The following is a 22,687-nucleotide window of genomic DNA, read 5'->3' on the forward strand; positions in this document are numbered from 1 at the left end:
CACTTTGCGGTTAAGTCATTAATGACGACAACTCCATGAAAAACTTTTCTATCTACCTCCTTCTTTTCTTCCCGCTCGTTTCCTACGCCCAGCTCGAAACGGAAGGCTGGCAAGTTTGCCAGGCGGGCAAAGTACGTTATTTTGGACAATTGGCCGATAACCCGAAAGCGCGGTTGGCTTACCCCGGCGATGCCTCTATTGATGTTACGTATTACGGTCTGGATCTGCGACTAACCGCAACGCCAGCCAGCCTTCGTGGAGCAGCCACCATTAGTTTGAAAAGTACAGCCTCTACTACCCTCACTAGCTTTTTTCTGGATCTTAATTCAACCTCTGCCACTACAGGTGAAGGATTACGGGTTGATTCGGTAAAAGCGGGTGCTCAAAAGCTGACCTTTCAGCATGCACAGAACAAGCTAACCATTACACCTCCTCAACCCCTGGCCAACGGGCAAGCCTTAACCTTAACGGTATTTTACCAGGGCATACCCAATAGCAGTGCCCAGGGCAGTTTCAAATTTGACCGGCATGAGACCACAAACGATCCTGTCATCTGGAGTTTAAGCGAGCCTTACGGTGCTCCCGATTGGTTTCCATGCCGGGATACACCCGCCGACAAAGCCGATTCATCGTCAGTACGTATTACTGCCCCGGCGCAGTTTGTGTCGGTTTCCAATGGCAAGCTCATTAGCACAACGACCAATAGTGACGGCACGAAAACGTACCTGTGGAAAAATAGCTACCCGATTGCCCAGTACCTGATTTCGATAGCCGTCTCAAACTACGCCCAGTACGATACGCCCTTTACGTATGGCAACCAGACAATGCCCGTAACCCACTATATCTATCCTGAAATTTTGCCTCAGGTTCAGGCCAATCTGGCCCTGACTCCCAGCATGCTTCAGCTATTTACCAATCGATTTGGGCCTTATCCGTTTCTGCGGGAGAAATATGGGCATGCTCAGTTTGCCCGGAATAATGGGGGGATGGAACACCAGACAATAACGTCAATGGGTGTTTCGTCGTTAACCCCAACGGTGATTGCTCATGAGCTTGCCCACCAATGGTTCGGTGACAAAATTACCTGCCGTGACTGGCAGAATATCTGGCTCAACGAAGGTTTTGCCTCGTATGGCGAAGCCGTATACACCGAGTCCATAGGTGGACAAACTGGGTATCGGTCCTATATGAATAATTTCATGAGCAGTGCTCGCCTTGCTGTTGGGAGTGTCTATGTCCAGAACATCAGTAATTTCAACAATATTTTTGACAGCAATCGTAGTTATGCCAAAGGGGCAACCGTCTTACACATGCTCCGGGGTGTAGTGGGTGATAGTGCGTTCTTTCGCACGTTACGTACCTATGTAGCTACTCCAGCCTTAGCTTATAATACAGCCGTTACCGAGGATTTCCAGGCCGTAGCCCAACAGGTTTCCGGCAAGGATCTGGCTTATTTCTTTAAACAATGGATTTACGGCGAAGGCTATCCAACCTATAAAGCAACGGTCACGGGTGGTGGTAAATTCGCTACGGTACGATTGCAACAGAGCAACACGAAGTCGACAAATCCAGCGTCGTTCACGATGCCCGTGCAAATGCTGGTTCAATCGGCTGCGGGCGATACAACGGTAACAGTCTTCAATGACCGCGCGGATCAGACCTTCACAGTACCCGGTCGTGGAGCTATTACCAATGTAGTTATCGACCCAAATAACTGGATTCTAAAAACCATCGAATCGACCACAACGAACTTAGTAACGGGTGTTGAAGACCCATCTCCAGTAGCTTTACGAATCTATCCAAATCCAACCACCGAAACACTGATGGTTGATTTTTCGGTTTCTGCAACAGGCCCCGTTACAGTGGCGCTGGCAAATTTGCTTGGTCAACAGTTGAAGGCCAATAATGAGTCGAATCTGACACCCGGCAATTATAGCCGAACATTGAGCCTGCGCGGCCTGTCGGCGGGTCGGTATACGGTTACGGTAGAAACAGCAGCAGGGGTACAGAGCCGGGTGGTTGTAGTTCGATGAGGATTGCTAATCCTCTAGCTGAGGTTCAATCTTTTAGTATAAAAAACCAAAAAGCCAGTGAGATAATCACTGGCTTTTTTCAGTAAACTATAGTCCTGTTTTTTTTATTATAAATATGTAGCAAATTCGGCCTGTTGCTCGTTTCAGAAGAAAACGAACTCATCAAAAACATGGCTAACGTTAGACTATTGGGGAGACTTTTTCTTTTAGTTATGGTAGGGAGTGTATCCTGCACTAAAAATAACTTAAACATACCAGAACCAGCACCAACTATAGCGGGTACGTACCAGCTCCTGACTACGAATGCTAGACTTCCAATTCAGGGCGACAACCTTACATTAACCATACAATCCGTAACCAATAATACGGTTGGTATTGTACTGCGTTCCAGCCTTAATGGGCAAGCTGTGGACAGTTTGACGTACCAGAAAGTAGCTGTAGAACAGAATTTCGACAGTTCACTTTTTTTGGGGGCAACCGCAATTAGTGTAGGCTGTATTAGTTATGCTATTTACTTATCTCCCCAAAAAACGACAGATCTTCTAAAAATGACCTGTAGTGAAAAAAACGTGATGTATTACTATTACACGCCCGCTGGACAAATGGGCGTAACCCTTATAAAGTTTAAAAAAGTCTAATCCGTATTCTGCGTACCCACCAACTTAGTCAAGTAAGCTGGTCGCTCACTTTCTCAGCAGAAAGAACGTATGCCCTGCCTCGCCTTCTGCCACAAAATGGCTATCAAGAATTGTGAAGCCCAGTTCGGTAAACCAGGCCTGGTATATAGCCGCATCTGCATGACTCCAATACATGCGGATACCAGGACTGATCCAGTCTTCGTCGGTACCTGTCCAGCTACCCGCCCCCACAACGCACAGGAAATAGCCAGCTGGTTTAAGCCACCCATGTATAGCAGTCAATAAACCATGTTGTTCCGCTACCGGAAGGTGAATAATCGAGTACAGGGCAATAACACCATCAAATGAGCTGTCTGGAAAAACCAGTGTGGTCATATCCGCTACGTCAAACTGCGCTTGCGGAACATTACATCGGGCCTGCTCAATCTGAATAGGTGAAAGATCTATCCCTACATAATGAACATATTCACTAAGATACCGGGCGGTAGGAATACCATCCGCGCATCCCAGTTCCAGCACACGCCCGTTAGCTGGAAGTAACTCAACCAACGTAGTCAGCCAGTCGCTATACCGGTTCGGATTTGCTCCTTCATAATGCAACCGATAGGCACTGCCCAACTGGTCATATCCCTGTTGAACAATACGCTTTGGGTCATCCATGCTGGTGTTGAAACTAGACTATTTCATAAAAGCCTAGTGTTGTGGCGGGGGCGGGTCCGCTAACGCCACAACACTAGGCTTTTCTCAATCTGTTATACTTCAATGCGGAACAGGTGCATAGGCAGCACATAGGGGTCAAGCTCTACGTAGTTCTGTTCGCCCTGCCAGGTATAATAAGCTCCCGTCAACAAGTCATGAACGGTGTAGGCCTGATCAGGAGCAATCCCTAACTGCCAGATGGGCACTTGCACGATACCCGCCCGTCGACTGTACGCATCCGTATTGACCACAGTCAATAGCCTGTTCGTCCCAGAAATCTTCAGGTAAGCCATAATGGCGTCGTCGTTGACTGCACAGAACGTCAGATTATTGGTCGTTTGCAAAGCTACGTTTTCCCGTCGAATCCGATTGACGAGCGTAATCAGGTAGGTCAGCTTATTGGTCTTCTCCCAGTCCCAATAGCGGATTTCATACTTCTCGGAGTTCAGGTACTCTTCTTTATTGGGGAATGGAACATGCTCCATTAACTCGAACGAGGGGCCATAAATACCATAGTTGCTCGATAGCGTGGCCGCCATAAAATAGCGAATCAGGAATTGTGGTTCGTGTCCGCCCTGTAGGCTGTACGGATTAATGTCGTGCGTGGTTGGCCAGAAGTTCGGGCGGAAATAATACCTCATTTCCCCCTTTGTTAACTCAGTCATATACTCTTCCAGTTCCTGCTTTGTATGGCGCCAGGTGTAGTAGGTGTATGAATGCGCAAAGCCTCCTTTCGCCAGTTCCTGCATCACTTTAGGCTTGGTGAAGGCTTCGGCCAGAAACAACATATCTGGAAACTCCTTTTTGACTTCGGCAATGACCCACTCCCAAAACGCAAACGGTTTGGTGTGTGGGTTATCGACCCGCACTATGCGAACACCCCAGGATGCCCACACCAGTAAAACGCGCTTTAGTTCTTCCCAGAGATTTTGCCAATCTTCTGTTTCGAAATAAACCGGGTAAATATCCTGGTATTTCTTAGGCGGATTTTCGGCGTATTGAATCGTGCCATCAGGCCGTTTCCTGAACCACTCGGGGTGATCTTTCGCCCACGGATGGTCGGGCGAACACTGAATAGCCAGGTCCATTGCCACCTCCATATCGTAGTTGGCTGCAATGGCAATCAGGTGTTTGAAATCATCGACAGTGCCGAGTTCAGGATGAATGGCATCATGCCCACCTTCTGCTGAACCGATTCCGTACGGAACACCCGGCTCGCCCGGTTGGCAGATCACCGAATTGTTTTTACCCTTCCGATGAGCGGTACCAATGGGGTGAATAGGTGGCAGATATAACACATCGAAACCCATACCCGAAATGCGCGGCAACAAGGCTTCTACATCTTTAAATGTTCCATGCTTTCCCTCTTCACGTGCCGCCGAACGGGGGAACAGGCAATACCAGGTGCTGAAACCGGCGCGGGCGCGGTCTACCTCTACGCCTAACTCGTGGTAACGGGTTGCGTGTTGCCGCTCAGGATAGCGGGCAGCGTAAAACGTAAACTGATCGCTTTCGGCAACAGATACGGCTTCGTCGTATCGACTTTCGTCCCGAAATAGGGCTGCCATTTCCCGGAGCACCTTTACATCAGCGGGTTCTTCAGCCGGTTCTGCCTTCTTTTTACCCTTTGCTTTGGTGCCCGTGGTTATCTTCCCTCCTGCCCGGATGAGCATGCCATCCACATAATTCGCACCCGCCAACAGTTCACTCGTGATCCGCTGGCCATCGGCTACTTTCAAATGAACTTCGTGCTGCCAGGAGGCTGGGTGATCTATCCAGGCTTCAAAGGTGTAGGTATATCGGCCTTGCTTTTCGGCGATAAAGGATGCCCCCCATCGATCGTTACCAAGAAGTGCCATTCCGGTTTCGGTCCAGGCGGTGTCATCAGCATGTTTATACACTAGAACGACCGCCAGATAATCGTGACCATCCGCGAAGATATCGGCTTCAACCGCCACCACATCACCGGGGATAGCTTTTATAGGAAATTTACCGCCATCAAGTTCTGGCGATACGCGCTCAATAACGACGCGCGATTGACCGGAAATAGTCGAGGGAACGCTCATGCAATCAAGGTTTGATTGATAAATCGTGAATAACAGGGCAATGTTACAAAAAAGCCGGATTATCAAACCCGGCGAATCTTGCCAAAAGGATTAAAGTAAGGTTTATTTTGCCCCGTCGGCCTTTGCCCCGGTAACCGCCAATTGCCCTATAACGGTACCTAGCTTCGTTCCTGCGTCGGCATCGAACCGAAAGTGGGTACCGCTATACAGCCCCGATAGCGCAGCTTCCGTTGCCTGTGCGTTTAAACGAGTAGCCTCATCAGGAAACAAATAGGCCAGCACAGCAACGGCAGCAGTCGAAACGGCAGCCCGGTCAGCTACGTAACCAGGGGCGTTTGGAATAGGCGTGGCCGTTTTTATAGTCGGGTCAATTTGCGACGGGCGCGGCACAAAATACGTATACATCGTTCGCCAGCTGGCTGTTGTTGCATCCTGCATCGCCCGATTCAACAGCGCATAGGTCCGGGCTGTTCGTAGTTCATTCTGTCCCTCCTGCCGAATAAGATCTTCGACCAGAAAATTCCAAAGTCCAGACAGCGAGTACGTACTGGGGCCATTATCCCAATAACTGGCAATTCGCCACTGATCGCGGGTGCGGGCATTAGCCAGATCACGAACCTCACTCAGGGCTTTTTGAAACTCGGCGGATGTGGTAGCGGGCGGAATGGCGGGCGATGCCCCGATAATAGCCGTTGAGTCGTACCAGGTTTTTACCTTACCCGCCAGTGGCAGTATAGGCGCTCGCTCTGGCAGTTCAATGCTTTTCCATTTCTGGTCGTAGGGTGCTTTAGACAGCGCTGTTTGCCAACTGTTTGTTGGGTCAGTAGCAGCAGTAAAGCGGTCGTTTTTGGCACGATCAATCACTTTAGTGACCAATGCAGCCCCCAGGTCTTCACCGGCTTTCAGGTCGCTGGGTACATTGCCTCCGGCCCATAATCGGCTTTGTTTGTGTTCGGTCGCTTTTGCTTTCAGCCAGCTGGCTTCATTCGGAAAAAAGTAGGCCAGCATCTGGCACGATGCTTCGGCAATGGCTGCATCTTCTGATGGATAGGATGGCACATTGAGTATGGGCACTCGGGCCACAATACCCTGTTGTTCCAGCGATGGCCGGTTGTACTGATACTTAGCCCGCCAGGCCACCACCAGTGCATCATATTGAGCCACACTTAACAGCGCATAGACTCGGGCAGCAAACGGCGGACCTGCATATGGATTACCGGCATCGGCTGATGTTGTCTGCCCGGTTAAGTAATCGTAACCCGGCGCTATATTATATTTTGCCACCAATTGCCGGGCAATCTGGTTCCAGCGAATAACGCCCCCGGCAGCCCAGTAATTAACAGCCGTATTCTGTTCGGGCGTAGCCGCCAGCACACCGTTTTTCACATCAGAAAACTCCTGCTTATAGGTATCTGATGTACTGGCTACGGGTTGAGGAATCGTTATATCTATGGCCGATTTCAGGATAATGGTCCGCCAGGTACCGCCATCGGCATCGACTGATGTAGGGACAATAAAAGGCAGTACACCCTCGTCGATAATAGGCTCTTTGCAGCCTACTGTCCACAGCAGTAATGCACTTAAAAGGATCGAAAAACTACGCGCTTTCATGTAGATAAACCTCACCCCAACCCCTCTCCTAGTTTAGAAAAGGGGCTTTTTCATGCCCTGGAGTGCTTAAAAAGCATGAATGGTTCCATATAGCAGGCAACTAGTTATTTGCGGTCCAGTGACCAATGACTACGCCTGCATTGAGTTGTGTGCTTTTGCCGATATTCCGGCCATCGAGTGTCGTGTTATAGCCTGCCGTCAGCCCGAACTGCTTTAACAGCCGCAGGTAGGCCGTTGCTCCAACTCGTGTAAACCCAACGGCATTGGTCGGAAACGGAATGCCCGGACCGATGTTGGTACCGTCGCTATGCGGTGTTTGACGTTGGAACCAGGCATCTATATTGAACACTTTTGTGACAATGCCCGCCCGGACAATGAGTTCCGTAACATCGGGCACATTGACTTTTAAGCCACTGTTTGGATTCAGTTGGCTGGGGTCGTAGGTATTCACGATGTGATCAAGCTTGACCTGTCCGCGCCGAATGTAGCCGTACTGACCGGTGATGAAAAAGTTAGGCGCTTTAAAATGCAGCAACGTTCGGCCATCCAGATTCTGCGACCCACGGCCAATAGCTACGAGTGCGTCGTTGACATAATTCTGCATGGGCATAGAATACCCAACGGCGAATTCCCAGGAGAGCTTGGTCTTCCCAAACTTATAGTCGTACGCTTCCCAGCGCAGTGTACCCGATACATCCTGAAAGCCCTCCTGCTTAGGAAAATAACCCGCGCTGGCCTGGGTACGAACATAAGGAGCAGACACAATCAAATCGAGGTCGTAGCCTAAGCCGTAGGTGCCAACGACCGTTAGGGTCTGGGTAGTAACCGTACCCAGATTGGGGTTCTTTGTTTCTGTCGTGTTGATATAATACGTATCGTAGGTTTCCTGCGCGCCAAAGATGGCCAGACTGGCCTTTCGTTGCCCTCGCATGAAGCCGTCAATTGATCCCTGAGCACGGGTTTTCTGGGCCAAACCCAGTAAAAAACCAATGCTGACAATGTAGGCTACTAATCGCATAAACTTATGGTAGGTGGTACAAAAGTAGAGGTTCAACGCCAGCATCTGGTATTTATTGACGTTTTCCTCGTGAGTGGTCACCAAAAAAGCCGGACTGGCGGTCCGGCTTTGCATGCTTATGGAGCATCATCCCGCCTGGTATCGGGGTGAAATGTGCGCCACGAATGCCAGAACTCCTGATGCGCTTTGGGGATGGCGGCAAGTCGCTTTCCAAGCAAGGGACCCGCTACGCAATGTCCCCGCCAAGTCCAGACCGACTTGGTTTCCTGGTCGGTGAGTTGGCGATTGGCGTACTGAAAGTTGAGCGTTTGTACACCAACCCGTCGGCTCCATACGCCAAACGACATACTGTCGGGAGCCATGGCTAGCAGCATAGGTTCCCCGCCTACTACGTCGCTCAGGATACGCTTCGTTTCCAGTTTATTCCAATCGTAGGCTTTGCTAAACCCTGCTTTCTCCACACCAATAACCCACGATTTGGGTTTCCACGAAGCGGAGTCACGGTGGGTGAGTTTCCCCTTCGACAGGCCCCGGTCGTATTTTTCCATATTCTCAAACTCATCAGCAAAAGCTGGATCTGCCTGCAACACACGCGTATTGGGATGTTCCGCAGCCCACTCGCCCATGGTCATCTGCCGGCCTGGCAGTTCGCTTAGGCTTTGTCCCTTGAGTGGGCCAACGATAGCCTCTCCTGTTGCCTGCCGCCACCAGGAACTGGTACGTTTGTCCTCGAACATGGCATTGAAATGGTCCATCCCTACCAGCCGAAATTCATCAGCCTGCCCTTTTACGATCGGGCTAAATACGCGACCTGTTCGGCAAACGGTACAATAGGTAATCATAACGGGCTGGCCACCCACTGTGTCGCGCACCTGATGGTGATAACCAATCAATTGCAATGGATAAGCCGTAGCCTGTCCCATCGACTCAAAACCGACCACGAGTTTGTTTAGCGGAATTTTATTCTCACTCATCGGCACCACCCGCTTTTGAATAGGTTGCTTAAACATCTGGTCGGCCATCATCTCCCTATTGACCTCATACAACACTACGCCGTACAATAATACGAGCCCACCTGCGACATACCGATGCCATACTCGACGGGGCTTCATGATGATCAAAAAGGCAGGGTAAGCCAATAGCAGCAACCCAACTATTCGAAGCCAGGTGATGTTTTGGTGCAACCAATACGCCAGTTCAACACGGCCGAGTGCGGCCTGCCCCGTTTCGGACTCAGTAAGACCAAGCTGACTGCCGGGGAAGGGCATAATGAAATAAACACTCAGTACCTCAAGAACAATCAGCAGGAGAATCGGAATCAGAAAGAGCAACAGGGAGCGCTTCATCGAATTAGGGGTCAGGCAGTTAACTTGGATGGAGGCATATAATGGTCTTCGTGTGTGTACCCATACTCGGCTACTTTCTGAGCGCGGTATCGGTACAGACCTGGGTCTTGGGGGGCCCAGGTCGCTAACCCATCAACATAGCGATTGAACATGCAAAACGCGGCAGCAATCAGCACCGTGTCATGAATATCATGATCTGTAGCGCCTTCGGCACGGGCAGCATCTATCTGTTCTGGTGTTACAGCCTTGCCTCCCTGCTGAACGCTCCCGGCAATCACCAGCAGGGCCTTTAGTTTAGGGCTGATATCGGCAGTTGCGGGATCGCACTTGACCGATTGAACGAGACTCCAGTCTTCATCGCCGAGATGATGGCTGGCAACTGCTCCGTGAATAGTCTGACAGAAAAAGCAATCATTCAGCGATGACACATAGGTCGCAATGAGTTCCCGTTCCCCTTCCGACAAACCCGACTCGGGTCGGCTTGCATTCGTCCGAAGTAATACATTGACCAAATCGTTGAGCGGACGGGCGGTTTCAGGGCTGAACGCCATTGGCCCCCGGATGCCGGGCAACCCGGCGGGTAGTTCGATATGTGGCATAGGTTATTATGGTTAGGTATATATAGCTGGTCATTTTGATTCTATGGATTCTGTTGGAATTTCGAGATGTATCGTCAAAATCAATAGAATCCATAGAATCTAATGGATCTCGTCATTTCTCCCAGGCTAACTGGTTTACCTTACGTCCGATGGCGTATCCCATGCGTAATCCTTCTTCACAATCCATGCGGTAATGAACGCCCAGCACAACCCGGGAATACGCATTTTCCTGGGCCATCTCGTAGAAGCTATTGAAGCTCCGGGGTGTACCATTAAACTCGGTTCGTCCCTCGTGGCAGCGGTCGGTCATAGCGTACTCAGCGCCGTAAATATTCGTCAGAACTTCAGCCGCTACTGCTCCGAAACAGGAATGCCCGGACGGATAAGCTGGAAACGGTGGTGTAACCCCTACCGCAACACTAATTGGATTGTTCAATCGGGTAACCCAGGTTGGATCAATCGTTTTGCGGATATACGTAATAGGGCGCTCGATGTTGTAGATGTATTTAGAGTTCCAGCACGCTACGCCAATGTCGCTCAGGCCAATGCCGATTTTAGTATACGTATAAACGGCTTTATCTAACGCTACCTTTTCTTTGATAACGACTTGTTGAGCAACAGCCAGCCAACGACCAGCGGGTTCGAATGTTAGTTTGTAGATATCATCACTCCAGAATTCACCAATCCATTGTTGCTCTTTCGATAGCGGAGTTGTATTGGAATAAACTTCCAGCCCCTGCGCAAACAAGGTCGATTTCACATTAGTGCTGTAGTCTAAAGGAGCCTTCGCTAGTTTATCAGCTTCGCTGGCTACAAACGTTCTGACTTTGCCCCAGTAAGGCAACAGTGCCCGGCTGAAGTCGGGTGCTGTTGGCTGCCATTTACCGACGCCCGTTGGTGGCACATAGTCGGCAGGTTGGTTGCGGAGGTAAGCGGCATCACCAGCGGCATCTGTTTTCGAATACGCGAATACAGCCGCGGCCACATCCTGACCAAACTTTTTTGACCGATCCAGCTCATCAGTCGATCCGACAGCCGTAGCCAGTTTTGTATGTAAACTATCGATTTTGGCTTTATCGGCATCAACGACGTGTGGGAAAAAGCCTTTCATCATCAGGTAATAGGTCTCGTTCACAGCTACATCCCAGCGATACACCTTGCCCGATTCTGCTTTCGGGATCACGAGGCCCGAAAATTTCGACGCCACCGACTGATACTTCGCCGAACCAGGCACAACGGTTTCGTAAGCGGCCAGCCCGATATAGCCTAAAGCCCGAGCCGCCACCGGGGGCCTATAGCCGGGCGCATAGCGCTCTACTTTCAGAAATAAATCCATCCACTGCGTTGCCACTGAGGCATCTGTGGTAGATGCGGTCAGGACCGGCGCAACATCATCCGTTTTGGGCTGGCAAGCCGCCAACATCCACACAAAAGCAATAAGTAAGGTGTAACGAATACTGTAGTTACGGCTGGTTATACTGGTTTTCCATGTTAACTTATGTGTAAAAAAATTCATGGTTGTCTTTATAGTTAGTGTAAAAAATAGTGAGTACTTGGCGGCATACCATTTCTTATACACTATGGGTTAAGTATCGGTGGCAACGTATATGAAGTAACTATTTACCCCATTTAACTCTCTTCAATTATCATGTATTCCATAGTAACATACTAGCAACAATAGTGCCCCAGCTACAAAGTAGCCAGGGACTATACCAACCTATCATAAAGAAGTAGAAGAACTGGCGACATGGCCAGCCTTTGGTAATTGGTAGCCTACAGTTCCCATCCGTTCCCCCATTGCTTCATAAGCCGTGGGATCGGTAGGTGTCAGCGTAGCGAGTCCATCTACATAGCGATTATACATGCAGAATGAAGCCGCAATTAGTACGGTATCGTGAATGTCTCCATCGGTTGCCCCTTCAGCACGAGCGGCTGTTACCAGATCGTCTGAAACGGTACGCGCGTCGGCTTGTACGTGATCAGCAATGGTGAGCAGGGCTTTCAATTTGGCTGAGATTGGCGCAGTGTCTGGATTAAGTAAGGTCTGATCAACCAGTGCGCGCTGATCGGCATAGAGGTACCGGGACGCAGCCGCGTGACTGTTCATACAAAAATCAGTGCGATTCTGCTTCGAAACGAACGCAGCAATCAGTTCCCGTTCGGCATTGGTGAGCGTACTATCGGGCGAACCGGCACGCAACAGAGCTTGTGCCAGATCGTAAAGATGTTGACCGGTATCCGGGCGGTACATGACGAGACTCCGAATACCTGGAATGCCATCAGGAAGTGTGATATGTGGCATAGAAAAATGAGTGAAAGAGTGAAAGAGCGAAAGGGTGTATAGTAACCGGATGGCCCCACTCATTCACTCTTTCGCTCGTTCGCTCTTTAGATAAACCGCAACAAATGCAATCAGAAAAGCAGTTGAGAATAAGACCAACGCATTACCAATACCGCCCAAGGCGGTTGTCAACGAACCAACAAATAGCACTAATGTGGCCGTAAACAGTCGTCCAATATTAAAGCAGAATCCAGTGGCCGTAGCCCGAATTGAGGCTGAAAATAAGGTAGGCACATAGCTGGACAATGACCCCTGACTAATCCCAAAAAATAGGGATACGAGCGCCAGTTCGCCATAAATGACGGGCGAAAAAGACTGATTCGTCAGAAAAAGCAAGCTGCAGGCCAGAATACAACCCGCAAAGGTGAACAGTAAGGTTTGGCGAGCACCAAACTGGGCCACCAGAAAGCCTGATGCAATACCTCCTAAAATGCCCCCCATTCCCAGTAGCATCATGGTAATGCCCCGTTCAGCCTGACCAGTCTGGCCCAAGGGCAGCAACGATTGCACCCAGGTTGGTATCCACGAGAAAATCCCCCAAAGACCAATCAGCACCGACCCAAAAATGATGGCGCCACTAATAACGTTGGATTTGTTTTCAGCGCTAAACAAACTGGCTGGGCGTACCTGAGTTTGGGGACGCCCCTGTTGCCACATAACCGATTCGGGCAGTAGTATCCAGATCAGGACAGCCACTAACAGAGGAACCAAACCGATCCCGAAAGCCAGTCGCCAGTCGCTAAACCCACTTGCCAGTCCACCCGTAGCCACAATACCAACCGGGAAGGCCGTTGCCAGTACACCCAACACAACAGGCCGTGACCGCACAGGCCATACCTCCGATATATACACGGTCGACACGAGCAGAATTCCACCTACACCAGCGCCTGTCAACGCCCGAAGCAGGAATAATACATACTCATTGGGAACGGTAGTTGTTGCCAGCATAGCACCACCGCACAGGGCTGTTGCAAAAACCAAGGCCCGAACTCGGCCGAAGCGATCGGCCAATGGGCCGAACAGGAATCCGCCAATCATCCAGCCATACAAAAACGCGGCACTGACCCACGAACCAACTTTGCCCAACTCATCAGGCGACGCTGTTCCGCCAAGCAGTTGAGGAATGGCTACCGGCAAATAAGTTGCCATGAGTGTACTGGCCGTCCCTCCGAATAGATAGGCCACTATACAGAGGATAAAACTCCCCCAGGGTAGCTTTAGACGTTGTTCCTGATCCACAGGCAATTGAATTGTTTCCATGGCTTATTTTGGTTAGAATTAGCGTAACATCCCCTGATCAAACGTGAGCGATATATAGTATAAGCCACCTACTGCTGGCGAACCGTAAGCCTGCACGACGTACTGATTCGTCAGGTTCGATGCGCCAATTTTCAACAGGGTTTTGTAAGCAGGCAGCTTCAAGGCTACCTGAGCATCGAGAAGACTATACGCCTGGATGTGGCCTGGTCGCAGGTCATTGAACGACCCAACCCAATCGAAGGCTTCCTGCCAATGCCAGGCTATGTTGAAGCCAACATTTGGGAGAATGTTCCGATGCCCAAACGTTACGTTCGTTTTGAAACGGGGCGTATTGAAAGCCGGAATATTGTTTGGATCGGCGTTTTGCAAATTGAAGGCCGACCAAGTTCCGTTACCTGTTAGGTTATAGCCGCCAAGTGTACTGTAGGTCAATCCAAGTGTGGCTCCTTGTGCCGTAACGCGGTCGGGGGCGTTAGTATATAATTGAAATGCCTGATAAGTCGAATTCAGAATATCCTGTGCAGCAGCGGGGTTGATGCTTCCATCGGCAGCCAGCACGGGACTGTTTGGCCGAATGACTACAGTGTTCAGGATGAAATTGCGGTACGCCCCATAGTAATAATTGGCATCGAGCGACAGGCGGCTCGTAAGTAGTGTACGATAACCAACTTCGAAACTCTGTACCCGCTCAGGCGCAATGTAGGGCACGTTCGATTTCACCAGTTTTGCTTTGTTATTCAGAACGGCCTGCTGCGGGCCAACCTTATTCACATCGGCCAGGAAGCCGTTTACAAAGCCCCCAATGCTGGTAGAATTGAACGAGTTTTCGTAGACGTTCATACCAGCACTATTACTCGGTGCACCACCCAGAATCGTGATTGGACCAACGTTGAGTTTAATAAACTGATCGCTGGGGGTAGGATTCCGGAAGCCGGATTGGAACGAGGCCCGAAAATGGTGACGGTCAGTAGGAGAAAACACGGCCGAAGCACGGGGCGTAAAATAACCTGCAAAATTCTGGTTCTTATCGTACCGACCCGATACGGTTAGTTTCAGCTTGTCGGCCAGCAACGATTTGCTAAGTTGGGCAAACGTACCAAACTCACTGTACAGGATTCGTCCGCCTTTATCATCAAATAAGGTTCCGTTTGTAAACAGACTATACTGCCGGAAATTACCACCTACCAACAACTCCGTCCCGGTAAGTCCGGCCGCTGCCAGGGCCGATGTCAGGTTATACTGCGCATCCGCATGGTACATGTTGGTTTGACTCAGAATACCAGCGCCCGCTAAGCCCTGAATACCAATCAATCGCGCCTTCTGCTGCTCATATTCGGCAGAGCCAGGCAGCAAACGTCCCTGATCGGCAAATGAGCGGGCAGTAGCCTGGTCGCTGGCCGTTACGCCCTGCACTTTCCCCTGATAAGCAGCCGTATACCGGTCGAACCAGGTTTGATCGGCTACATTGGGCGCTACTACATTCCCATTTAAATCGCGAACCCAGGTCCGGTCAATTTGCTGGCCCAGCGAACGGGTATTGTACGAATCATGCGAATCTTCCTGATTAGTGTAACCCCGAACAAAGAAGTTCGTCCCACGCAGCTCAATACGATGCTGCAAAAGAGAAAAGCCATTGACAGAGAACCGGTTACTACCGGTATAGTTGGTCGTTCCTTTCGCGAAGTTATACGAGTAAATTGCTTCCAGGTTTGGCGTGATGCGATAATGAAGGGCACCATTCAGTTTCAGGCTATAGACATTATAATCGGTCAGGTATTTTTCCTGATAACCGGTGCGAGACACTTTGCCAATATCCGTAATGGTTCGGTTTATCTCATCGCCATAGACATTCAGGCCATTGTAAGCTGGATTCGACGGCCCCCGTTTTTCGGGCGAGGTAGTTGCATCGACATCCGTATAATCCGTTGCGAACCAGTCGAGTCCTTTCATATACGAGGCCACCAGTTTGAACGCCAGTTTATTATTGAACGCTTTGGCATACCGAAAGCCATAGTCCTGATACAGAGCCACTCCCGTGTTCGAATCGTTGATGTGATTCACACCCAATTTGGCCTGAACACTCAATCCCTGATACCGGAACGGGTCTTTACTGGTCATCAACAAAGCCCCGTTGAAGGCAGCAGGACCGTACAATGCCGAAGCGGCTCCCGCTACTAATTCGGCACTTTCGGCATCTAAATCACTCAGGCCAAACAGGTTGCCCATCGCGAATCCAAAGCCAGCCGGTTGATTGTCAATGCCATCAATCAATTGCAGAAACCGGCTGTTGCCCGTGCTGGCAAACCCCCGTGTATTGATCTGCTTGTAGGTCAGGCCACTCGTGACCATATCAACCCCTTTCAGGTTATTGAGACCTTCATAAAATGTAGCCGATGGTGTTTCGCGAATGGCTCTGGAATCCATTTTCTCGACCGTTACCGGAGCGCGCAGTAAGCTTTCTTCCACCCGCGAGGCAGCCACAACAACATCCTGCAAGGAGTTGGTAGCCAGCCGGAGCTTTACGTCAATAGCCTGATTCGCATCGGGTAAGACAACCGTCTGCGCTTCGTGCCCAACCATCGAAATCATCAGTGTAACAGGTCCGCGCTGATTCGTTGTTAACGAGAAGCCACCATTGGTGTTGGCAACCGTACCCGTCAGTTGACCTTTTACAAGCACACTCGCTCCGGTGAGCGGCTGCCCTGTTTCAGCATCCCGTATCGTACCCGATATCCGGCGCGATTGCGCCTGAACGGTCAGAGCGGTTAAAAATATCATTGCGAATAGGGCAATGAGTTGTCTTAGTTTCATATCTGTTCAGAAAAAAAGCAAATGATGAGGTAGGCCGACCAAAAAACGCTTGTTTTCAGTCGGTGAATTAAATTCCCGTAAGTCGGTGAAATTGGTTTGTTTCTCGATGCGCTGTTTGGCCACTTGAGCCTCACGATCAATGGATTAAATCCCTGTCAGCCGGTTAATGTGTTTGCGTTTGATACCCGCCCGGTGGACGAACATACCCTCGTCCTGTAATTCGCTCGCCCAGCATCTGGTAAAATGCCGGATCGGTGGGCGCTACGGTTGCCATCCCATCCACATACTTATTGTATAAGCAGAACAAGGCAGCAATCAGCACCGTATCGTGAATCTCGCGATCAGTGGCACTGGCTTCGCGAGCACGGGCAACTGCTTCGGGCGATACGTCTCTGCCATTTTGCTGCGTAAGCACGGCAATCTGGAGGAGTGCCTTCATTTTCTCGCTGACGGGTGCCGTTTCAATGTCGTATTTCACTGCACGAGCCGTTTCATCGTCACCTAATAATATATCTGCCGCTTTCGTATGGGCTGCCTCGCAGAAGTTGGTACAGTTCCGCGACGATACCAAGGCAGCAATCAGTTCCCGTTCGCCCTGCGACAGCGTTGACTCACCCCGCAACAAGATCTGCGTGAGTTCACGAATGGGCGCAGCAGTATCTAACCGATATTCGAGCAGACCTGTAATACCCGGTAACTGCTCTGGTAATGGGATATGTGGCATAGTTTGAATAGATAATGAACAATGGTTAATGAATAATGGATAATGTAGAGTGGCTGGGACAGGTTATTTTACATTATCCATTGTTCATTATTCATTAACCATTAAATTATAGTCCCGACCCATCAGCTTTAGCGCGTGCGATAGCATAGGCACCGATCTTCTTGCCATGCTCCAGTCCACCATTCGAGTCGAAGCGATAGTGAATCAGACCATATACCCTTGAGGTAGAGGCTTCCGACGCTTGTGCGTCAAAATCAGCTGCTTTATCCGGGAAAATAGTACTGAGTACCGTAGCGGCTGCGGCTGAAAAAGTGGAGTGCCCTGACGGGTAAGACGGGAAATTTGGTAACCCAACGGATGTTTTCATCCCAAACTGTTGTGGACGTGGATAGTAGTAGTAGTACTTGGCGTCCCAGCAACCAACGGCGGCATCCTCCAGGGCAGTGCCTACCAGCGCCAGCGTCCGGGCCATGCGCACCTCGCTGTATTTAGCTTCATTGGCAGCATTGGCCGCCGTGCGATGCCAGTGTCCGGGTGGTGTATAGCTACCAGCGCCATCGGACCAATAATTGGCAACACGGGCCTGTTCGCGACTTTGGCTTTTGTTGATTTGTTTCAGCTCATCCATGTCTTTCTGATAAGTAGCATCATTGAGCGCGGGTGGCGGACCGGGGCGCAATTGAACTAAGGTTGCTTTATCAAAATTCCAGGTCGATACGGCACCAAAATTCGGTAACATTGGTGGGCGCGCTGGACTTTCCTGACTCACCCAGACTTCGGTAAGGCCACGTTCTTTAGCAGCCTGAATCATACCCGCCGTTACGGCCTGGTTATTAGCGGCACTCATACCATCCGTTTTAGCGCGCGCCATTACTTTAGCAGCAGCCTGATTACCTAAATCAACACCCGCACTGAGATCGCTCGCTACATTCATTCCCGCCCATAAGCGGCTGTTCTGATGTTCAGCCAGTTTAGCATCTATGAAGGGAACTTCGCCGGGGAACATTGCTTTTAAAACCACAGCCGAAGCGGCTGCCACAACGGCATCTTCCGACGGATAAGCAGGCAGCGAAGACGTCGGCAGCGCAACCCGAACAGTAGCATCTACTTTCGATGGAGCTACCCGGTTAAACTTGTATTTGTAACTCCAGGCCGCTACCAGCGCATCGTATTGAGCCACGCTTAGGTAAGCGAGCGCACGGGAGGCATAGGGTGGGTTCGCAAACGGGAATTTGGGATCAGCCAGTGGGTTAGCGGCATCAGGTACCGGGTATTTACCATCGGCGTTTGACGCGGGCGGTATGTTATAACGGGCGCATAATTCGCGGGCAATCTCATTCCAGCGATACACGGCACCCGTGCCCCAATACACAACGGCTTCCTGCTGATCCTGCGTTAAACTCGCCGATTTCGATTTGAGGTCAGTTAGTTCAGCCTGATACGCTGCCGACGATGTTGAGGCTGGTATAGCCACTGTTACATCGGTAGGCGCGGTCAGCACGTAGGTTTTCCAGGTACCCGCTTTATCATCGACACTCGCGGGCGTATAACCAACGCGTTGTGGTTCAGAAATGCTTTTATCACACGAAACCAAGGCAACGGTCAGACCAGCGACAATACTACCAAGTGCAAGAATTCGATTGTATTTTTTCATGACGTTACGGCTATTTTTTGAAATTAATCTGATAAAGTACACCTACTGTATAGCTGGTGCTTTGGCCAACATTTAGCCCATCAACAACGTAGCCGACGCGTGCATTTACGCCAATGTTGTGAGGCTGAAATTTACCATACCAACCCACCGACGTAGCCTGCATGTTGTTCGTTAGGTAAGGCATATCGTTCCGGCGAATATTATCGCCACTCAGGCAGGCTACACGCTCGGCCCATACTTCGGTTTGCCATCCCTTACGCAATACACCTAACTTAATCGCAGCATCGTACGTGTTAGGTACCTTAACCTGGTTGGTGTTGTACACCCGGTCGTCGGCCTGATAGGCGTCCTGGTCTATTGTACTATTGCTCCGCCAGCCGTAGCTGCCATAGGCTGTCAGGTACAGACCCGTTCTTTTCTCTTTATAATTGGCCAGTAACCGTCCTGTGAACGTGCGGCATTGCATACCGATAGACATTGGCATAAAACTGGCCACGTAGTTGCCTACTGGAATCGACCCACCCACAATGGCATTCACCGAGAACCCTCCAGCCTGTACAGCTTTTACTTTCAGCCAGGCCGATACGTCCTGAATGCCCTGCTGCCCCATCAGATTACCCGCACTGTTGCTTGTCCAGATATAGGGCAGACTCATAATCACATTGACCCGCTTGCTAATCCCAAAGGCAGGCATAATCATGACACTCTGCGTTGTTTGCGTGCCAATGTTAAAATTCTCACGCTTCAACGTATTCTCCCAATACTGATTCCAGGAACTATGGCCGTACATGACGGCGGTACATAGCTGGTTTTTACCCATGTAGATCGCATCATTCGGCATCTGTGCCTGGGCCGCAAACGGCGACAGCAGAGACACGATGAGCAGGCATTTTAAACTTGTTTTCATTGGTTAATTATAAAATAGATTGGTACGATGGACATTTAAATAGTAAGGCCCACTGTCAGCACGGCGCTTCGGCCATCAGATGGCCACACACCCGGACCGGGGTAAAATGTAGGGCGTTTGGTGAAGTACTGCTGGTTCAATAGGTTATTGACACTGCCCCGGATGGTCAGCGACTTTTTAATTCGCCAGGTGCCGTTCAGATCCCACAGGCTATAGGCGGGTACTGGCCCAATAGCACCATTGGCCGAAGGAACAGCCGTGTTAAGCGCGTCGGAGAAGGTTTGGCTTACGTAGCTGTATTGTAGCGTCAGGCTGGCGGTTCCGTAACGAGCTGTCAGGCCGTTTCGGGTAGTCCAGCGCGGTGCCGACTCAACCTGATGCCCCGTCACGTTCCGATTCTCCGTTCCGGCCGCAACAACGCCATTGATATAACGGGCATTGTTGAAGGCCGTCGAACTGAAACCGCTCAACAGGAATTTCTCCGTCCGCAGAATCTGAGTTTCAATTAAGGCTTCTACCCCCGTGCTCCGGCTGTCGCCAATGTTGGTGCGAAAAACGTAGTTCGACCCATCCGAATTGGTCAACAGCAGCGTTCCCAGCCGATTTCGGTACAGCAGATCGAACACCGTAACGTTTACATGTACACCCTGCCAGTGCCCATCCACCCCGATCTCCGCATTGTAGCCATACGCATCTTTCAGGCTTTTGTCAATCCGTTCGTACACCGATGTTGGAATGATGTCCTTAAAGACAACCGGACGATACGCCTGCGACCAACCACCATAGATTTTCACCGCATCATTAATGCGAAACTGACCATTAATGCCCAGCAGCGCAAAATGGTGGCTAATATCCGTTGGGAGATTACCTGGATCGTAATACGAAATAGTACCCCGCATTTCGGTCTTGCCATTTTCAATCCGAATACCCGGCGACACCATCAACCGATCGGTCAGGTGAAACTGATTCTCGACAAAAATGGCAATGTTGTTCGTCCGAAAATGTAGGTCACGCTTAAACGGGCTGGTCAGAGTGAGGTCGTAATCGCTGGCGGTGGTGCCAACGCCCAACTGACGGCGGTGTAAATCGGTGCTGATCAGTTGGATACCCGCTGCCAGAGCGCCCCCAATGCTACCCAGTTTATAGCGATGCAGTAAGCGGGTTTCGGAGGTATAGCTATTGAAGTTGTCAATATCCACCTGACGGGCTTTGTACTGTCCCGTTACCTGATTGATAGTATCGGGAACGGTCGCAAACGCATCGAGCTGTACACTATTCCGCGCGCCTAACACAGCCGAAACCGTCCAGAGCAAACGCGTCCGATCCGATAGTTGCCAGTCCGCCTTCAGCGATGGAATGTAAATATCCGGGTTGAAATAGTTGCGGCTTCGGGTCGATTGGCGCGGGTCCTGAGCAAACATAGCATCGGTGAGCGGACCAGGGATCTGATATGTATAGGTTGACCGGCCAAATTCAGCGGTAAAGCTCAATCGTTGGGTCGCCTGGTACTGTAGGCGTCCAAACTGAGCTTCGGCATTTGAATTACTATTTTCCCGATATCCATCCGAATGCCGACGATAATAGTAGGCATAGTAGGTCCACTTACCCAGCCGACCACCAATAGCATTGTAGGTACTTCGTAAGCCATACCCTCCTACCGAGTTAACCGTCTCGAAACCAAACTTGCGGGTGGTATCGGCCTGTTTGGTGACGTAGTTGAGCATCCCGCCAAACTGGGCACCATATTGTAACGAAGCCGTGCCACGCACCAGCTCAACCCGATCGATGCTTTCCATAGGAGGTGAGTAATGGCTGGCCGGATACCCGTACATATCCGAATTGGTAATGACGCTATTTTGCCGGATGTTGTTTTCCCACGACCGGTGCGGATCAAGCCCACGGGTAGCAATGTTGATCTGGTTGCCTGTACCATCCATATCATAGACAAATACGCCAGGAATTCGAGCAAATACTTGCCGGGGCGTTTTCTCCGCCACATTGGCATCAATCTCCGACAATCGAATCGCTTCACTACGCTTACCACCCATCAGATACGTACCATATACGTTGGGCAACGACTCAACAATAACCGAACGAGCCCCTTTTACCGTTACCTGATTCAGCGTTTGCGTTGGCAGCGAGTCGACCAACTGCTGTTTGGAAGTTGTTTTCTGGTTTAGCGTTTGGGCAACCAGATTCCCAGCCAGGCCCAGAGTTAAACCGATCATGCATAGCACTGATTGAATACGTTTCATAATTGAGTTAAAAACAGCGTGATAAGGCATCTCGCGACCGGAGACAACCTATAAGACGACTGGAGAGGGATTTACACTTACTAGCAGTCTTCCCAATTAGCTTCTTTTGATTCTGTCGATTCTTTAGATTCTCTTGCTGATCATGTGCAGACAAAAGAATCCAAAGAATCGACGGAAGCTAGCCTGGTGCTACAAAGTGCCCGGATCGGCTTAAAACCAACGCGATAAACTAACTGAAACCAGATAGTCGGCGAAGGCCGCGTCGCCCTGTTTTACACCCAGTGGGTCCAGCCGGTCGGCGTAGCTCTTGATCCGGTTGCGATAAATAGCCACCGGTACCGAAGCCGCAATTGAGGTTTTGTGGCGCATGTACGACAAACCCGGCTCAACCGATACGATGTACCCCGGCCGACGGAAACCTGAGCTGCCGCCAAAGGCATCAATGGCTGGAACACCCTCAACGCGACCACCCAACATAACTGCCAAACCAGGAATTGCTTTTATCGACTGGCTAAGACCAATACGAGCGGCAAACTGGTCGGCTACCGAAAAGGTACCCGTAACCAGATCAATTGAAGTAGCGGTAGGATTCCGCAACACCCCATTGGTTTCGCGCGGATTGAACAGGTAGAAGCCATTTGCATAAGCCGTCAATGTTTTTGTGATCGACGCGTAGCCCTGAAGTTCCAGGCTTACTCCAACGCCACCATCGCCCAATTGAATCG

At 50.4% G+C, this 22,687-nt stretch carries 16 protein-coding genes and 1 pseudogene; 2 read left to right on the forward strand and 15 right to left on the reverse strand.

Going from position 1 to position 22,687, the window contains the following annotated elements; genetic code table 11:
* The first annotated feature begins 35 nt into the window (after nt 1-35).
* Nucleotides 36-2,033, forward strand: a complete 1,998-nt coding sequence (locus tag ACYVGO_RS12585; protein ID WP_460969565.1) for a M1 family aminopeptidase — start codon at nt 36-38, stop codon at nt 2,031-2,033.
* 170 nt (nt 2,034-2,203) lie between these two features.
* Entirely contained in the window at nt 2,204-2,671 is a 468-nt protein-coding gene (locus tag ACYVGO_RS12590; protein ID WP_460969566.1) for a hypothetical protein, read from the forward strand.
* Nucleotides 2,672-2,716: 45 nt separating this feature from the next.
* Here ACYVGO_RS12590 and ACYVGO_RS12595 read toward each other — a convergent pair whose 3' ends face one another.
* The 15 genes and pseudogenes from ACYVGO_RS12595 to ACYVGO_RS12665 form a co-directional block, all read right to left on the reverse strand.
* Nucleotides 2,717-3,331: a class I SAM-dependent methyltransferase gene (locus ACYVGO_RS12595; protein ID WP_460969567.1), complete on the reverse strand. Its 615-nt coding sequence runs from the start codon at nt 3,329-3,331 to the stop codon at nt 2,717-2,719.
* A gap of 92 nt (nt 3,332-3,423) precedes the next feature.
* Nucleotides 3,424-5,436 (reverse strand): alpha-1,4-glucan--maltose-1-phosphate maltosyltransferase, encoded by a 2,013-nt coding sequence (locus ACYVGO_RS12600; RefSeq protein WP_460969568.1) that lies wholly within the window; start codon nt 5,434-5,436, stop codon nt 3,424-3,426.
* 102 nt (nt 5,437-5,538) lie between these two features.
* Complete coding sequence (locus tag ACYVGO_RS12605; RefSeq protein WP_460969569.1) at nt 5,539-7,047, reverse strand: PA-phosphatase; 1,509 nt, start codon at nt 7,045-7,047, stop codon at nt 5,539-5,541.
* Nucleotides 7,048-7,147: 100 nt separating this feature from the next.
* Nucleotides 7,148-8,179, reverse strand: a complete 1,032-nt coding sequence (locus tag ACYVGO_RS12610) for a hypothetical protein (protein WP_246859443.1) — start codon at nt 8,177-8,179, stop codon at nt 7,148-7,150.
* A gap of 2 nt (nt 8,180-8,181) precedes the next feature.
* Nucleotides 8,182-9,411: a DUF3179 domain-containing (seleno)protein gene (locus ACYVGO_RS12615; RefSeq protein WP_460969570.1), complete on the reverse strand. Its 1,230-nt coding sequence runs from the start codon at nt 9,409-9,411 to the stop codon at nt 8,182-8,184.
* An 11-nt stretch (nt 9,412-9,422) separates the two neighbouring features.
* Nucleotides 9,423-10,010 carry a carboxymuconolactone decarboxylase family protein gene (locus ACYVGO_RS12620; protein ID WP_460969571.1) on the reverse strand — a complete coding sequence of 196 codons (588 nt, stop codon included), beginning with the start codon at nt 10,008-10,010 and terminating at the stop codon, nt 9,423-9,425.
* Nucleotides 10,011-10,122: 112 nt separating this feature from the next.
* Nucleotides 10,123-11,526 (reverse strand): vanadium-dependent haloperoxidase, encoded by a 1,404-nt coding sequence (locus ACYVGO_RS12625; RefSeq protein ID WP_460969572.1) that lies wholly within the window; start codon nt 11,524-11,526, stop codon nt 10,123-10,125.
* Nucleotides 11,527-11,730: 204 nt separating this feature from the next.
* Nucleotides 11,731-12,312 (reverse strand): carboxymuconolactone decarboxylase family protein, encoded by a 582-nt coding sequence (locus ACYVGO_RS12630; RefSeq protein WP_460969573.1) that lies wholly within the window; start codon nt 12,310-12,312, stop codon nt 11,731-11,733.
* A gap of 63 nt (nt 12,313-12,375) precedes the next feature.
* Complete coding sequence (locus ACYVGO_RS12635) at nt 12,376-13,611, reverse strand: MFS transporter (RefSeq protein ID WP_460969574.1); 1,236 nt, start codon at nt 13,609-13,611, stop codon at nt 12,376-12,378.
* 18 nt (nt 13,612-13,629) lie between these two features.
* Complete coding sequence (locus ACYVGO_RS12640) at nt 13,630-16,422, reverse strand: TonB-dependent receptor (RefSeq protein WP_460969575.1); 2,793 nt, start codon at nt 16,420-16,422, stop codon at nt 13,630-13,632.
* Between the two features lie 163 nt (nt 16,423-16,585).
* Nucleotides 16,586-17,146: a carboxymuconolactone decarboxylase family protein gene (locus tag ACYVGO_RS12645; RefSeq protein ID WP_460969576.1), complete on the reverse strand. Its 561-nt coding sequence runs from the start codon at nt 17,144-17,146 to the stop codon at nt 16,586-16,588.
* Between the two features lie 106 nt (nt 17,147-17,252).
* Nucleotides 17,253-18,800 (reverse strand): vanadium-dependent haloperoxidase, encoded by a 1,548-nt coding sequence (locus ACYVGO_RS12650; RefSeq protein WP_460969577.1) that lies wholly within the window; start codon nt 18,798-18,800, stop codon nt 17,253-17,255.
* A gap of 10 nt (nt 18,801-18,810) precedes the next feature.
* On the reverse strand, nt 18,811-19,707 hold the full coding sequence (locus tag ACYVGO_RS12655) for a hypothetical protein (RefSeq protein ID WP_460969578.1): 897 nt from the start codon (nt 19,705-19,707) through the stop codon (nt 18,811-18,813).
* 35 nt (nt 19,708-19,742) lie between these two features.
* Nucleotides 19,743-21,962, reverse strand: a complete 2,220-nt coding sequence (locus ACYVGO_RS12660) for a TonB-dependent receptor family protein (protein ID WP_460969579.1) — start codon at nt 21,960-21,962, stop codon at nt 19,743-19,745.
* 210 nt (nt 21,963-22,172) lie between these two features.
* Nucleotides 22,173-22,687 (reverse strand): annotated as a pseudogene (locus ACYVGO_RS12665) (hypothetical protein); the annotation flags it as partial.

The organism is Spirosoma migulaei, from assembly GCF_054776855.1.